The following is a 15,834-nucleotide window of genomic DNA, read 5'->3' as shown; positions in this document are numbered from 1 at the left end:
CTATCCACTGATTTGTTTTTTGCTGATGAGATCTTCATCCCTGTAGTCAAGGTGGAGTGTTGCAATTTCATCATTTTTAGCAACAACGCTACTGTTTGCATGGGGCAGGCTGAACATGGAGTTCATCAATGGGTTTGGCAAAAACATACTGGGGATCATAGAAAACCCGAACGCAAATCATGGAGTGATGTTTGCAGATTGGTTTTTTATACATCGCCATATTCGAGAATATTTGAGTTTGTCATAGGGTGTAGCCTAGCGCATCTGTACATGAAAATGTCGGAGGGTCCAGTAATGCAACAGGAGCGCAACGTTTCGAAAATCCTGATTCTGATAGCACTCGCAAATATTACATTGTTGCTGTTTGGAAGCCTCTCTTCATTTCCGAAAGTTGCAAGTGTTATTGCCGCCATAAGTTTTACACCAAGTTTGGCGATACTAATATTCTGCTGTGCGAGGTATGAAAACTGGCTGACAAAACTGCTATCGAAGCCTATGCTGGTAACATTAGGTGATGCGAGTTATTATATATATATATCCTTCACATTATCATAATTCAGAAGTCGGCCGTACCTTATCCATTGTCAGGAACAGGAAAAATGTTCTACTGCTTACTTCGAGGTCTACAATCATTATTGTTGCTATACTGATCATTTCGGTGTATTCATACAATGTTTTTGAAGTTCCATCAAGAAAATTTGTAAGGAAAATGCTTGCCAACATAAAAGCAAAAAAGAAAAGTGATGTACGTGAAATTGATAGTTAAGTTGATAAAAAAGAACGGTACAGTTCTTTTTCATTTCATAATTAGGATACTATTACGATATACTTTTATCGTATCGCATTTTAGAAGAACAGCTTAAACAGAAGTTCTTTTTATATCTCCATATTGGTGCTAACCAGTAGTCCCCAATTATGCAATGAAGGAAGGTAGCAAATTGACAGGATTTGTATGAGAACCTGCTACCGAGCAATCTGGCATCCATTTTTGAACGGGACAACATTAAAGGTCAACCAAATACATCGCCATGCTCATTAGACACTGGGAATTGCCCTGATTTTTACAGTTCTTCTGTGTGGATTACGTGCTTGTTAGATTAGAATCACTGGCGTTCGAAATTCAGTTCAATTTTCCTCAAATGGAAGTAGATGGGTTCATGATTTCGACGTATTATAAACACAAGTTACACATTTACTAATGTTTTGTTTAAATGTATAATTCAGCTACTTTAATTTAAAAGGAGCACATTGATATATATGAAGAAGATATGTGTATTAACTGGGACTCGTGCGGAATATGGATTGCTTTATCACACAATAAAATCAATTGAAAAAAGTCATAAATTGCAACTCCAACTTATTGTAACTGGCAGTCACCTAAGCGCAAATCACGGATATACAATTGATGTAATAAAAAATGATAATATCAAAATCGATTGTGAAATAGATATGCTTATAGATTCAAAAAGTAAAAGCTCAATATCCAAAAGTATGGGGCTTCTAATGATACAATTATCTATGTGTTTCGATAGTCTTAACCCGGATATGATTCTAATACTAGGAGATAGATATGAAGCTTTGGTTTTCGCCACTTGTGCTATGTCCATGAATATACCTATTGCTCATATGCATGGTGGAGAAGCAACAGAGGGAGCAATAGACGAACAAATACGTCATGCAATTACAAAAATGTCCCATGTTCATTTTGCAACAACAGAAGAATACAAAAACAATATACTTAAAATGGGCGAACAAGCCTTTAGGGTGTTTAACGTTGGAGCACCTGTAATGGAAAATATACGCAACTATAATTTTATATCAAAGGAACAGCTAGAAAAAGAATTGAATGTGCAAATAGAAGAGCCTTTGTTTTTGGTAACATATCATCCTGTTACTCTGACGGATTCAAATGTAGAAGAACAAGTTAATAATTTATTGGACGCACTGGGACAGTTTAAAGGTACATTTATATTTACAGGTGCTAATGCTGATTTTGGTGGAAATATAGTCAATGGACTAATAAAAGACTATGTAAGTAAAAATGACAATTGTTATTTCTTCCAAAGCTTGGGTAGACTATATATGGACGTTTGCAAATATGCAAGTGTAATGATTGGCAATTCTTCTAGCGGTATTATAGAAGCACCTTGTTTCAAACTTCCCGTTGTTAATATTGGGGACAGGCAAAAAGGAAGGCTTAGACATGCCAATATAATTGATGTTGATTATAGCACAGATCAAATAGTTCAGGGAATAAACACAGCGTTACAGGACAAAAAATTTAGAGCGAAAATGGAAAGTATGCAAATACTATACGGCAACGGTACAACAAGCAGCAAAATCGTAGAAGTTTTAGAAAACTTAGAATTTAACGATGAAATGCGGTATAAATGTCTTGATTTCAGCTCGTTCAATTCATAGCAGGATATATTTCGGAAAGGAAGATTCAACCATGGCATTCATTCCTCTATCAGTTCCCAACATGGGAGAAAAGGAACAAGAATATGTTTTAGACGCTGTATCAACCGGCTGGGTATCTTCGGTGGGTTCTTATGTTGAACGATTTGAGCAGGGAATTACTTCTTATGTAAATACGCCTAATGCTGTGGCTTGTCAAAGCGGCACTGCTGGCCTTCACTTATCATTAATTGCCTTAGGCGTTGTGACGGGTGATTTGATAATGGTTCCAACTCTGACTTTTATTGCTGCAGTAAATCCCATTCGCTACATAGGGGCAGACCCTGTCTTTATGGACTGTGATGATTCACTTTGCATTGATCCCAATAAATTGCGTTCTTTCTGTGAAGAATGTTGCTATGTTAAGGATGGCACATTATTTCATAAAGATACCGAGCGTAGAATTCCAGCCATAGTTGTCGTTCATGTCTTTGGAAATATGGCTGATATGCCTGGAATTTTAAAAATAGCAGAAGAGTTCCATTTTAAAGTGCTTGAAGACGCAACAGAAGCATTGGGAACTAAATATTCAGAGGGTCCATTTAAAGGACGCATGGCTGGTACCATGGGTCATCTTGGCGTATATTCCTTTAATGGAAACAAAATTATAACAACCGGTGGCGGTGGAATGGTTGTTAGTCAAAATGCAGAAATACTTCAAAAAATCAAATACCTTTCCACTCAAGCAAAAAATGATGAGTTATATTTTATACATGATGCAGTTGGATATAACTACCGCATGACCAATGTTCAAGCCGCTATGGGCGTTGCACAATTAGAGCGTTTGGAATCATTTATAGCTACCAAAACAGAAAACTATAAATTGTACAAAGAATTATTAGGTGATATACCTGATATTACTATGATTCCTATGAGTGAGGGGATTCGTTCAAACTATTGGATGTATAGCGTTTGTTTTGAGAACAGTGATGTAAGAGATATGGCTTTAAAAGAACTTGATAAAAACAAAATACAGACTAGACCTGTTTGGGGATTGATTCATGAGCAAAAACCTTATGTTAATAATATCACTTATAATTTAGAAAAAGCCATTTTTTTTGGCAGACGCATACTTAATATTCCTTGTAGTTCGGGACTTACAAAAGATGATGTAAAAACAGTCTCAACCTTTATACACAAGCTACAATTATAAGAAATCCTATTTTAAATTGGCAAAAATCTTAGGAGGCTTTATTATGGAAGTTAAACAATATACAATATTACCAGGCACGACTGTTAGAGATGCTATAAAAAAAATAGATGAAAAAGGTAAAAAAATTATTTTTATTACCGATTCAAATCTAACTTTGCTTGGTATTTTTTCAGATGGGGATATGCGTAAATATATATTGCGTAATGGAGATTTGGACGCTCCAATTGAACTGGTTATGAATAAAAATCCTAAGGTTTTCAAGGATATACACGAAGCCAACAAAGTATCTAAAACCGAAAAACTGGTAGCTTATCCAATTACTGATAAAGACAATAAGTTTATAGATGTTCTATTTTGGAATGATGAAAAAAATCGTGTTACTACAGAAAAAACCTTAGCTGACATTCCGGTTGTTATTATGGCTGGTGGTAAAGGTACTAGACTTTATCCATATACTCAAATTCTTCCTAAGCCTTTAATACCTATCGGCGAATACACCATCTCAGAACGAATAATCAATAATTTTAAGCGTTATGGCTGCAACTCTTTTTCGTTTATACTTAATTATAAGGGAAGTATGATTAAGGCTTATTTTGGTGACCTTGAAAAGGACTATAATTTAAATTTTTTTGATGAAACCACTTTTCTGGGAACAGGCGGAGGCCTTTTCCTTTTAAAAAATAAAATTAAAACAACTTTTTTTCTTTCAAATTGCGATATAATGATTGATGCTGATTATGGCAGTGTCTATGAATTTCATAAGCAACAGAAAAATTTAATAACCTTTGTTTGTGCTTTCAAAAACTTTACAATACCCTATGGTGTTATTAATTTGGACAATGCTGGAAAAATTCAGAGCTTATTGGAAAAACCATCTTACTCTTATCTCACCAACACAGGATTTTATATAATCGAACCAGAAGTTATACAAGACTTAAAAGAAAATGAGTTTATAGATTTGCCAGACATTGCCTCAAACTATATTGAACAAGGCAAAAATGTGGGGGTTTATCCTATTTCTGAAAATGCTTGGCTTGATATGGGTCAGTTTAGCGAAATGCAGGAAATGCTTAAAGCATTAGGGATTGAATAATGGAGAAAATTATATTAATTGGTGGCGGTGATCATTGCAGGTCAGTTCTTGACACTCTGAGCAAAAACACTGATTTTGAAGTGTTTTCTATAGTAGACCATATCTCTAAAGTTGGTACTAATATTTACGGCTATGAAATAAACCACACTGACGATGATTTGCAAAGCTTATATGACAGCGGTATTAGAACCGCTTTTATAACAGTTGGCACTGTTGGTAACTTTAGCATAAGAGAAAAGCTATATAGTCGTGCTAAAGAAATAGGCTTCACTTTCCCTGTAATTATAGATAAAAGCGCAGTAGTTTCTAATTTTTCTAATATAAAAGAGGGAACATTTGTAGGAAAAGGAGCCGTTGTATCAATAGGTTGTACCATAGACGAAATGGCTATTATCAATACAGGGGCTGTTATTGATCACGATTCTACAATAGGCAAGTTTTCAGTCGTATCACCGTCTGTGGCCATAGCTGGAAGCGTTAGTATTGGTGAGTTTAGTTATATTGGAATAAATTCCACTGTTATTCAGAATACTAGTATAGGCAACGGTTGTTTAATAGGCGCAGCCAGTAACGTTGTAAAAAATATTCCGGACAATGTTAAAGCATACGGAAACCCTTGCAAGGAGGTTGGAATATGGAAAAGCAGGTCTTTATAATAGCTGAGGCTGGCATTAATCACAATGGCAGTATGGAAATAGCTAAAAAAATGATTGAAAAAGCAGCAGAAGCCGGGGTAGATGCTATTAAGTTTCAAACCTTCGTTTCGAAGAAATTAGTTTCTAAATTTGCAAAAAAAGCGGAATATCAAGTGAAAAATATGTCAACTGAATCAGATAGTCAACTTGATATGCTTGAAAAGTTAGAACTAAGCCCATCAGATTTTGCCTGTCTCAAAGAATATTGCAAAGATCATAATATAATGTTTTTATCAACTCCTTTTGATTTGGAAAGTATTGATGTTCTTAGAGATTTAGATATAAACCTGTGGAAAATACCTTCTGGAGAGATTACAAATCTGCCATACGTTGTTAAGATTGCAAAATTGAATCACCCAATAATAATGTCAACAGGTATGTGTAATATTGAGGATATTGAAAAGACATTACACATTATTAAAAAATTTAATTCACAGCCAATAACCATACTTCATTGTAATACGGAATATCCAACACCGCTTGAAGATGTTAATTTAAAGGCCATGCTAACATTAAAAAATATTTTTAATACTGAGGTTGGATATTCAGACCACACAGTTGGCATAGATGTACCTTTGGCTGCAGTTGCAATGGGAGCATCCATGATTGAAAAACACTTTACTCTAGATAAAAATATGGAAGGACCTGATCATTTGGCAAGTTTGGAGCCTGATGAATTATTGCAAATGGTTAAGTCTATCAGAAATATTGAAAGAGCAATGGGAGATGGGAAAAAAACTATCTCCTCTTCAGAACGCAAAAATATTGAAATCGCAAGAAAAAGCATTGTTGCTGCAAGACCAATAATTAAAGGTGAAATATTAAGTGAAGAAAATTTAACAACCAAACGCCCAGGCAACGGATTAAGCCCAATGGAATGGTTTAATGTTCTTGGCGTGCCAGCAAAAAGAGACTTTGCTGAAGATGAGCTTATAGAAATTTGAACAATTAAAACACTAATTTTTTTGGAGGCACCTGTGCAAACGAAGTCACCAAATGCTAAAAAACTAATTATAATTACAATAGCACTTATAACTGCCTTATTGGTACTGAGATTTGTTCATATAGATAGAGATTTACCCCCATGGGGATTAACATCCTATCAGCCAATTGACGAGGGCAGTTATGCCATGATGGCATTAAATAAAATTAATTACAACACGGTAAACCCCACGGGGGGGGATTTTGAATATGATTTTTATACTCCTCCGCATGTCAGAACGAATTTATTAGGAAATGCTTTTGATTATGTTGGCTTGACTATACTTGGGGATAACTATTATGGTTTACGTATTCCATACGTAGTATTTGGTATCATAAACCTTTTGCTTTTCTTTTTGATTGTTAGAGAAATAATTAAAAAATATGGCGACAATGATTTAAACAAAACATTCATAATGTGTGCAACTTTATTGTTGCTGGTTTCAAATTTTGTCTTTTTTATTGCTAGCCGAACTGTGGAACCCTCAATTGTTAGAATGATCTTTACACAACTGGTATTTTATTTATATCTAAAACTTGATAATAGTTATAGATTGAGATTTTTTTTGATGGGCTTTTTTGTAACGTTTTCGGTTTTCTTGGTATATATAACCAATGTATTTCTTTATTTGCCTTGCGGACTAGTTATACTCTATTTGTTGATTAATAAAGAAAAAAAGAAATTTATTAAAGCCCTTCTATTCTTTATTCTAGGCTCTTTGCTCATGTATGGAATATGTGAGCTATATTATTTTACAGTTTGGAAAACATCTGCTTTGTTCAATATGTTTAATGCAGTATTTGATTTTTCATCATCTGCTGGCTATTCATCAGTCATATCGATTAAAGCTATAATTAAAATTATAATTAGGTTTTTTAGCGCTAATCCAATTCTATATAATTTAATCGTTATATATACATTTTTGCTATTCCTGCCAGTCTCAATTATTACCTTTATTAAAAAGAAAGATACAGTGCTTCTTTTTCTACTTACGGCTATTTTAGGCTTTTTATTGCAAACAATAATTTCAGAAGACTATATTACTAGAAAACTAATTCTTCTCTATCCATACTTTATATTTATGGCTATAATTTCTTATTTGTGCAGAAAAATTATTTTCACAAATATTAATAGTATCTGTGAGAGTTTTAATAACTCTAAACAATTTAATGTACTTTCGAAAAAACCATATTTAATAAAACTGATAGTTGGATTATATTTAGTATTCATTATTCTGACAGTATTCATTCTCTTTACTTATCGAATTATGTTTACAAATGATATTTCGAGGCTAGATTATGACTCTCTAGATAAATTACTTTTATTCATATTAGGTTTTGCACCATTTACTGTTTGTCTGTGTTTGATGCTATATGATCTGTATAAGAATTCAATAATAACTTTAAGAAAAAAAAGTATTGTAATAGCCGTTTTGACCTGTGTCATTCTGAATATTAGCTTCATTGCTAAATATGTAATTATTAATCCAACATTTTCGGAACGCGACACAATGATTGAACTGGGTAAGCTTGCAGGAAATAACTATGTATTAGGTGAATATGAAAATGGATTTACCCTTTATAATAACATTCGACCTGTGCTTAATACATATCATAAGCTTAAAGAATATATGGAGGAGAACCAAAATCTACTCTATTTTGATTACTCCGATAAATATTCCAGTGCCAGTATGAGAAATTTCTTCGATAATATAATTTTTGAGAACAGTGACTATTCTATTACGCTCATAAAAGAATTTCCAAGAGAATTCAACACATACAGAGAAAATAGAGCAATGGCGTTATATAAGGTAGTTCCAAAATATGAAGCAGTTAAAATAATGAAGGATGAATACTACCGTTGGTTCTCTGAAGAAAAGAAAAAAGATGTTTCTAAAAAGGGCAAATCCCCTATGGAAAATGCTTATCCAGACGTATATTCAAATTATTATGGTGATGTTGAGTATCCTGTATATGTAGATATACATGGAGATATATACGGAAATGTAAACGAAGAAATATACGGAAATGTATTTGGGGATATATACGGTAATGTTAATAAAAAAATACATGGTAAAATTTACGGAAAGATTTATGGCTCTAATAATGCAGAATAACATACGCCGAAAACTAAAATTCTGAAATACAAGATACCATATTATCTCTTGAATTAAGTAACATCCTTTAAAAAGATGTTGAGCAGGGAGTAAAAGTTTTAATGGTTATTATTGGGAAAAATGGGATAATCTTTACTTTGGAGACATATTATGACATAAAAACAGCCACATATATTAATGCGTTAGCAACTAAAATAAAAGAATGAATAATAGGAAGTTGAGTGTGTTTGCATTGGAAAAAATATTTGCGAACATTAAAAAATATTGGTTTATTTGGTTGCTATTGGGCATGAATATGCTGTTTTTCTTTAATATTGTCGTTTCCAGGGTTATATTCGGAAGATATAACCCTGCGACGTCAATATCCATGACTACCACACTAAAAAGCAGTATTATAATATGTTGCTTTGTTTTTTTATTGTATGGATTATACCGTTATTTTAATAAAATCTGTACAAATGGAGATTATATTAATTTGCTCATAGAGCAAAGATATTTAGTTTCCTGTGCTTTGTTTATATTTACTTTAATCTTTTCATTGAATGGCTTTTCCTTTAGTATATGGGATCGATTTGTAAATACCGAAAACGGCATAAATATAATATTTGGCATGTGGCGTGATATAACGAGCGATGTGTGGGGCATAGCCCTACCAGCAATATTTAGCCAGATTGATAACGGATTTCCCCTCTATAACAAGGATATAATGACACAGGGAGCAAATGCAGTTGTAATGGGGCTTCCGGTTTGGGATATAACAATGATCTCTAAACCGTTTATGTTGGGCTATTTATTTTTTGGCAAGACAATAGGTATGAGCTGGCATTATTTTTTGAAACTCTTTGCGCTCATTTTGTCATCTTATGAGGTTTGCAACTTTTTCTCTGGCGGCAGGAAAAGGCTATCAATGCTTTTTGCTTTATTAATTGCCTTAAATCCTGCTATGCAGTGGTGGTTTGGGCAAGGACTAGTTGATATAATAATATATTTCCAGGTTTGTATTGCTTCGTTTATTTTATACATAAACAATCCAACCAATTTAAATAAAAAAATTCTTGCTGCTTTACTATTGCTTATAGGTGGTGCAGGCTTTTTACTGGCTATGTATCCCCCATTACAGGTTCCTCTTTCTTATCTCTTTTTGATGATTGTTGCATATGAGCTTAGTTCCAAAAGGGATTTAATAAAGTTTAATAAGAATGATTTAATTATTTTTATAGTCTTGCTTCTGTCAGTTATGCTTGTAGCATATAGATTTTTTGTAATATCCAAAGATGGTTTATTGCTTATTTCACAAACGGTATATCCAGCGTCTAGAGCGTGGTCGGGTGGGGGATATAATCCCGAATACATTTATTATTATTTCATGCAATGGCTATTGCCTATAAAATCAAGCAACATTGCCAACAACTGTGAAGTAGCAGGGTTCATACCATTTCTGCCTGTTATACTAATTGTATTTCCTGTTATAATATATAGAACTGGCAGGTTATTTTATAAGGTCTTGTATGGTTATGAACTGTTTTTAATATCTCTACTTTTCATTGAATATCCTGCTTTTATTTTAAAATATAGCTTGTTTTCCTTTGTGACACCAAACCGACTAACCATGATAATTGGTCTTATTTCTATATATTTATCAATAATTGCTGTTACTGAATTTTCCAAGTCAAAGTGGCTTAATAAGAGAATGGCTGTGTTAGTTTCTTTGGCTGTGGTTCTAATAGTTGCATTTTTTACTTTAAGATATAGCGGAGGAGGATTTCTCAATTTTCTTGGAGTTGCCGCTATTGTACCAATTGGAATGACAGTTTCATATTTTGCATTATTTTCCTTCTCCTTTGCTAGAGGCTATAAGAAAACAGCAATGTTTTTAGTATGCGCTATGGTTGTAGTTAGTGGTTTGACAATAAATCCAATAAGTATAGGAACAGGGTCATTTTTTACAAGTGGACTATCAAAAGAAATAGTTAAAATAGAAAGTGAAAACCCAAATAAACTATGGGCTTTTAATGCTGAATTTCCTTACAGCAACTATCTTTTAGCAAATGGAATACGATCTATAAACGCTATCAATTCATATCCTGATTATGAGAAATGGAAGCAATTAGACAAAGAGGGGGCATATGAAAACATATATAACCGATATGCTCATACTGGCGTAGAGTTGACGAATGACAAAACAGATATATTGCTAATGGCACCAGATTCAATTAAAATAATTTTAAATTCAGAAGATGCGAAAAGAATGGATATAGAATATATTGTCTCTAAAACAGATTTATCACATTTTGGTTATGATTTAGTGTATAATGATAGCGTTTCGGGGTTTGGGATTTACTATCATAAGCAATAGAATTAATTTGATGTAAGAGTGAGTTGCCATATGAGACTTGATTCAACACTAAAAAACAGTATATCGGGTTTAATATATCAGTTTTCCTATGTTATATTCGGTTTTTTAAACCGTATAATTTTTATACGAACTTTAGGTCTTGAGCTAACGGGATTAAATACAACAATCACAAGCATTTTGGGGCTTATGACCCTTGCGGACTTGGGCTTAACGTGGGCTGTATCTTATAATTTATATTTACCTCTTGCAAGGCATGATAAAGTGCAAATATCAGCTTTAATGAACCATTTGCGGCGAGTATATATTTTTCTTGCGGTATTTACACTAGTAGCAGGCATTGTTCTAACCTTTTTCATTGGAGATATTATTGAAATAACCCTAAGCTTGTCATATTTGCGTTTGGTATTTGCATTATTTGTACTTGAAAGTGTAGTAACATATTTATTTTCATATAAATCTGTTATTTTGATATCTGACCAAAAAAATTACGTATCCACCATGTTTGAAGCTGGCACAAATACGGTAATATTGATTGTTCGCATTATTGTATTAATATTGACGAAGGACTATGTTTTATATATATGTTCGGGCATAATTATCAAAATAGCAGGAAATATATTGCGTTCTAACTATGTAGACAGGGCTTATCCCTTTCTTAAAGAAAACAGAAAAATACCTTTACTGCCAGAACAAAAACAAAAAATAATAAAAGACACAAAAAATACTGCAATTTATAGTATATGCGCAGGGTTGGCAACATATAAAGATTCGTTGGTAATACAGGTTTTTGGGGGATTGGTTACTCTTGGTCTATATACTAATTACTTTCTAATACTGAACATAGCAAACGGTGTTGCAGGACAATTTGTTGATTCATATAAGGCAAGCCTTGCAAATCTTTATGTCACCAATGGCAAGGAAAGAGCCTATGAAATATTTAAAAAAAGCACATTTATATGTTTTTTCGTGGTTTCTATAGTAGCTTGCGGATTGTATGCCCTCATGGGTGATTTTATTTCCCTTTTCTTAGGGGATCAGTACAAAGTAGTTGATTTTTCAATAGAATTGGCTGTGTTGAATCTTCTGCTAAATTTGCTATTCGACCCATTAAAGAAAATAATTAATGCAGTAGGGTTGTTTGAAAAAGATAAGATAAATGCAGTAATAGAAGCGCTGTTGAGCGTTTCTTGCTCCATAATATTGGGTTATTTTTATGGTATGACAGGAATTTTTGCAGGTACGGCAATAGGTATTATTGTATGCTCTTTTTTAAGGAGCAAGTATATTTTTAAAAGTTTCTTTGAGCTAAGCTATGTAAAATATTTAAAGTTAATTTTTATATACTTATTAATAACGGTAATGGACGTTGCTGTTTCAATTTATATTTGTAGCCTTTTTGATATAAGCAGCAAAATCATTGGCTTTATTGTTAAATCAATGATATGTATAGCTATTCCCTGTGTCATTAATTCTATTATTTTTAGAAATTCAAATGAATATCAGTTTTTAAGAAATATAATAAAATATTCGATCAAGCGATAGGCAAATGTAGGAAAAAGGAATAATCGTAAGGACAGTTAATAAACCGGAGTTCAAAAGGGTACGAAAATTCTCATACAAGAAGTACATGATCTGCAGCGTTTTGGAGTTGCTGAACTGAATGGTAATAAAATTGTATCAATTAAAGAAAAGCCTGATCAGCCTAAAAGCAACTATGGCATTTATATGTACGACAGTACCATATTTGATATTGTTAAAAAATTAAAGCCATCAGACCGAGGTGAACTTGAAGTCGCTGATGCAAACAATGCGTATATTCAGCGCGGTGAACTGACTTACGATATCCTCAAAGGCTGGTGGACTTACGCTGGCACACATGCCTCTTTAGCGAAAGCTAATGAATTAGCCAATAACATTGTGTTTGGTAAGGAATTTGGTAAACTAAAATTATAAGCGTAATATTTCTAAAGAATTAAAATGAAGTAAATAAAAGCGTTAGCCGTGGGGAGAAAACTCAATCGTGGAGCAGCAAAAAATTTGCATTCTATTATCTACATATAACGGTGAAGCTTATTTGCAGGATTTTTTGGATTCATTATTACAGCAAACATATAATAATTTTCATCTATATGTTCGTGATGATGGATCGAGTGACAATACAATTGAGTTAATCAAAAAATTTAAGGTATCTCATCCTCAGACTATTCTTATTGAGTCGAATCAAAACGTCGGAGCTTGTATGAGTTTTTGCTTGTTGTTGCAGTTTGCACTACAAGAAACCCGCAATCAGTACTTTATGTTTGCTGATCAAGATGATATATGGCTACCGGAAAAGCTCGAGGTATCCTTAAACAAGATGCAATCCAGTGAGAATAAGAATAATAAGCTACCTGTATTAATTCATACGAATTTAAAGGTTGTAGACGTCACGCTTAGGGAAATTGCACCTTCTTTTTGGCTATACCAAAATTTAGATCCAAGTAAGGATTCAATAAATAGACTACTCGTCCAAAATGTGATTACAGGTTGTACGATGATGATAAATCGATCACTAGCGGAAAAATGTGTACCGATCCATCAAGACGCAATCATGCATGATTGGTGGATAGGATTGGTTGCTAGTGTTTTCGGGGAAATTGTACCGCTACATCAGAAAACAGTCTTGTATAGGCAGCATTTTGATAATAATGTTGGTGCTAAGAAGTTTAATCTTCAATATGTTGTTAAGAAAGCATTTGAAAAGGAATACACGCTAAGACCGAATTTCTTGCAGGCAGAGAATTTTTTGAATTCCTATGGTACGAAACTTGACCAGGTTCATAAAGAAGTTATAACGGAGTTTTTAAAGCTTGAAAGGGCAACTTATTTAAAAAAAGTTTTTACAGTGCTCAAACATAAATTTTTTAAAATTGGTTTTTTAAGGAATGTCGGATATTTATTGAAATTATAATTAATATTATAAGAGGTGCTCTCCGTGCAAGTTATTTCAACAAAGCTTCAAGGACTGTAAATTATTGAGCCCGATGTCCATGGTGACAATCTTTTTTTTATGGAAAGCTATAGTAGCCGAAAATTCGCGGAACATGGGATTGATTTTCCTTTTGTACAAGATAATCATTCATTATCCGTAGAAACGGGTGTCCTGCGCGGTTTGCATTATCAGCTAGATCCAAAAGCCCAAACAAAGCTTGTTCGAGTGGCATCTGGAGCGATTTTTGATGTTGCGGTTGATATTCGCAGGGAATCACCTACTTTTGGTCAATGGGTTGGGGTTATTATCAGTGAAGCCAATAAGTGCCAGCTTCCTGTTCCGAAAGGTTTTGCTCATGGGTTCTGTACGATTGTGCCGAATACACAAGTATTTTACAAAGTTGATGACTACAATTCACAAGAGCATGATCGCGGTATTATGTGGAATGACCCGGCTCTTGATATTGATTGGCCAACTTCCAAACCGATTCTTTCGGATAAAGATCAAAAACACCCGCTGCTGAAAGACACAGAGATCAATTTTTAGAAGAGGGAGAAAGCAGCAGAGCCTTGGCCTGCAGGTTATTGCAATAACAGATCAAGTTAAAGATACCTTTGACGGAGTTATAGAAGCTCAATGGATTGGCCATGAGATTGGCGCAGAAGTATAATTTCCGAAGTAGAATTAAGCACCAAGTATAAAGGTAAAACAATAGATATTCTAGGGCACCAGTTGACTAAGATTGAGGAATTAAATCAACTTCTGACAAGAGTGCGCAGGACAAGGGAAAATCGTGCGCGAGTGATTATTGAAAAGTTTTCCGAGATTGGTATGAACATAATAATGGACGATATTTTGGAGTTTAGTCAGGGCGGTATCGTTGCACGTCCGCATAATGCCAAAGCGATTATTACGCCAGAGGAAGGCCTTCAACTTCCTCCTGGTACATAATTAGCCTCTTGGCATTCGCCAAGGCAGATGGGACAAGGGGTTCCTTGAACCATCAAACTTGCTAGGGCTGCCCCGAAAGTAATTTTAGCTACTGCTCGTTCAGCCCCGTTCTTTATTTGCCAAGATATTTGTGAAATCAACCGCTATGCAAGGGGTTAACCTTGCATAGCGGTTATGCTTTTGTTGCATATTGCTGCTTTTTTCAGCAAATTGTGGGCAAGCGAAAGCCACCCGACCTCTAAGCCTACTTTGGGTAAGCCGCGAAGCAGGAATCGACGGAAGCCCTGGTTGTTTTCCTCTGACCAAACACACTTTCACATTCTATCATCCGACGCACAGATAGGGCTCTGCCTTCTTCACTCCATAGTTGTTCTCTAGCTTGTTCTTTGTAGCGAAGATAGGCTATACCTATTCTAAATTCTCTGTTGCCTGCCGCTTTCGTGCATTTCTCATATGCGGGAATATTGGACGATTGAGAACCTGGAAATTACAAATGACGCTGCATTGCCGGACAAAAGAAACGGAATTTTCGTTCATGGCAACGAGTCCGGCTCGACAGGCGCACCTTTGCATGGCATTCAACTGCTGAATCTGGATGTTCATAACCTAAAAGGCATTCACAAAAGCACCGATGGCGACGTTTGGCGATCAGCCGCCATACAATTTTACGGCATTTTTAACGATGTGCTCGTATCAGGCAACAATGTGCACGATGTAACGAGCGGGGGCATTTTCCATTTTTCTGAAGGCACTTCCGATGGAATCGTCATAAGCAACAATATCGTCAACAAAACGGGACGTGACGGAATTATCGCAGCGCAGGCCAAAAGCGTGCTGGTCGAGTACAATACGGTTTTGGCCGCCGGGATCAACGGCTAAGGGTTTAAATGGATTGCGGGCATGTTCCCGACTTGCGTAGAAAATGCCACTTTTCAATATAACGAACTGGCCAGAACAGTGAAAGAAATTTCAGACGGCCAAGGGCTGGATTCGGACATTTACAATGGCGGCAGCATCGTGTTCCAGTACAATTACAGCCACGACAATTTTTTCTGACCAT

At 34.7% G+C, this 15,834-nt stretch carries 13 protein-coding genes and 2 pseudogenes; 14 read left to right on the top strand and 1 reads right to left on the bottom strand.

All coding sequences use genetic code 11. The features are described 5' to 3' along the window. The first annotated feature begins 1,257 nt into the window (after window positions 1-1,257). The 12 genes and pseudogenes from neuC to AC0LWT_RS07825 all read left to right on the top strand — a co-directional run bounded on the left by neuC (window position 1,258) and on the right by AC0LWT_RS07825 (window position 14,774). Complete coding sequence (neuC, locus tag AC0LWT_RS07880; RefSeq protein ID WP_474680674.1) at window positions 1,258-2,421, top strand: UDP-N-acetylglucosamine 2-epimerase; 1,164 nt, start codon at window positions 1,258-1,260, stop codon at window positions 2,419-2,421. 31 nt (window positions 2,422-2,452) lie between these two features. Then, window positions 2,453-3,610 (top strand): LegC family aminotransferase, encoded by a 1,158-nt coding sequence (locus AC0LWT_RS07875; RefSeq protein WP_474680673.1) that lies wholly within the window; start codon window positions 2,453-2,455, stop codon window positions 3,608-3,610. Between the two features lie 43 nt (window positions 3,611-3,653). Further along, window positions 3,654-4,703 carry a sugar phosphate nucleotidyltransferase gene (locus AC0LWT_RS07870; protein ID WP_474680672.1) on the top strand — a complete coding sequence of 350 codons (1,050 nt, stop codon included), beginning with the start codon at window positions 3,654-3,656 and terminating at the stop codon, window positions 4,701-4,703. Then, window positions 4,703-5,359 (top strand): acetyltransferase, encoded by a 657-nt coding sequence (locus AC0LWT_RS07865; protein ID WP_474680671.1) that lies wholly within the window; start codon window positions 4,703-4,705, stop codon window positions 5,357-5,359. The genes AC0LWT_RS07870 and AC0LWT_RS07865 overlap by 1 nt, the downstream gene beginning before the upstream one ends. Next, window positions 5,338-6,342, top strand: a complete 1,005-nt coding sequence (gene neuB / locus AC0LWT_RS07860) for an N-acetylneuraminate synthase (RefSeq protein WP_474680670.1) — start codon at window positions 5,338-5,340, stop codon at window positions 6,340-6,342. The genes AC0LWT_RS07865 and neuB overlap by 22 nt, the downstream gene beginning before the upstream one ends. 33 nt (window positions 6,343-6,375) lie before the next feature. Then, the gene (locus AC0LWT_RS07855; protein WP_474680669.1) at window positions 6,376-8,496 is read left to right on the top strand and encodes an ArnT family glycosyltransferase; all 2,121 of its coding nucleotides are present in this window, start codon (window positions 6,376-6,378) and stop codon (window positions 8,494-8,496) included. A gap of 223 nt (window positions 8,497-8,719) precedes the next feature. Then, entirely contained in the window at window positions 8,720-10,852 is a 2,133-nt protein-coding gene (locus AC0LWT_RS07850; RefSeq protein ID WP_474680668.1) for a DUF7657 domain-containing protein, read from the top strand. Between the two features lie 30 nt (window positions 10,853-10,882). After that, a complete protein-coding gene (locus AC0LWT_RS07845) occupies window positions 10,883-12,394 on the top strand; it encodes a lipopolysaccharide biosynthesis protein (protein ID WP_474680667.1) in 1,512 nt (503 codons plus the stop codon). A gap of 54 nt (window positions 12,395-12,448) precedes the next feature. Further along, window positions 12,449-12,805 (top strand): annotated as a pseudogene (locus AC0LWT_RS07840) (sugar phosphate nucleotidyltransferase); the annotation flags it as partial. Between the two features lie 67 nt (window positions 12,806-12,872). Further along, a complete protein-coding gene (locus tag AC0LWT_RS07835) occupies window positions 12,873-13,802 on the top strand; it encodes a glycosyltransferase family 2 protein (protein ID WP_474680666.1) in 930 nt (309 codons plus the stop codon). Window positions 13,803-13,862: 60 nt separating this feature from the next. Further along, a complete protein-coding gene (gene rfbC, locus AC0LWT_RS07830) occupies window positions 13,863-14,369 on the top strand; it encodes a dTDP-4-dehydrorhamnose 3,5-epimerase (RefSeq protein ID WP_474680708.1) in 507 nt (168 codons plus the stop codon). A 255-nt stretch (window positions 14,370-14,624) separates the two neighbouring features. After that, window positions 14,625-14,774 (top strand): hypothetical protein, encoded by a 150-nt coding sequence (locus AC0LWT_RS07825; protein ID WP_474680665.1) that lies wholly within the window; start codon window positions 14,625-14,627, stop codon window positions 14,772-14,774. 155 nt (window positions 14,775-14,929) lie between these two features. Here AC0LWT_RS07825 and AC0LWT_RS07820 read toward each other — a convergent pair. Beyond that, a pseudogene (locus tag AC0LWT_RS07820) lies at window positions 14,930-15,234 on the bottom strand (transposase); the annotation flags it as partial. On the opposite strand from AC0LWT_RS07820, the gene AC0LWT_RS07815 reads away from it, so the two are divergent. Together AC0LWT_RS07815 and AC0LWT_RS07810 are read left to right on the top strand one after the other, a co-directional pair. After that, window positions 15,228-15,653, top strand: coding sequence for a right-handed parallel beta-helix repeat-containing protein (locus tag AC0LWT_RS07815; RefSeq protein ID WP_474680664.1), 426 nt, complete (start codon window positions 15,228-15,230; stop codon window positions 15,651-15,653). The pseudogene AC0LWT_RS07820 and the gene AC0LWT_RS07815 overlap by 7 nt on opposite strands. Before the next feature lie 21 nt (window positions 15,654-15,674). Next, window positions 15,675-15,830: a hypothetical protein gene (locus AC0LWT_RS07810; protein ID WP_474680663.1), complete on the top strand. Its 156-nt coding sequence runs from the start codon at window positions 15,675-15,677 to the stop codon at window positions 15,828-15,830. Window positions 15,831-15,834: the final 4 nt, after the last annotated feature.

Source organism: Paenibacillus sp. sgz302164 (assembly GCF_056120505.1).
The sequence above is the reverse complement of the archived record's forward strand: the minus strand, read 5'-3'. Positions and strand labels throughout refer to the sequence as shown.

Bases quoted from the DNA above. Each gene is read 5' to 3' on its own strand.
- neuC (WP_474680674.1), top strand. From the start codon at position 1,258: ATGAAGAAGATATGTGTATTAACTGGGACTCGTGCGGAATATGGATTG.
- AC0LWT_RS07875 (WP_474680673.1), top strand. From the start codon at position 2,453: ATGGCATTCATTCCTCTATCAGTTCCCAACATGGGAGAAAAGGAACAA.
- AC0LWT_RS07870 (WP_474680672.1), top strand. From the start codon at position 3,654: ATGGAAGTTAAACAATATACAATATTACCAGGCACGACTGTTAGAGAT.
- AC0LWT_RS07865 (WP_474680671.1), top strand. From the start codon at position 4,703: ATGGAGAAAATTATATTAATTGGTGGCGGTGATCATTGCAGGTCAGTT.
- neuB (WP_474680670.1), top strand. From the start codon at position 5,338: ATGGAAAAGCAGGTCTTTATAATAGCTGAGGCTGGCATTAATCACAAT.
- AC0LWT_RS07845 (WP_474680667.1), top strand. From the start codon at position 10,883: ATGAGACTTGATTCAACACTAAAAAACAGTATATCGGGTTTAATATAT.
- AC0LWT_RS07815 (WP_474680664.1), top strand. From the start codon at position 15,228: ATGCGGGAATATTGGACGATTGAGAACCTGGAAATTACAAATGACGCT.
- AC0LWT_RS07810 (WP_474680663.1), top strand. From the start codon at position 15,675: ATGTTCCCGACTTGCGTAGAAAATGCCACTTTTCAATATAACGAACTG.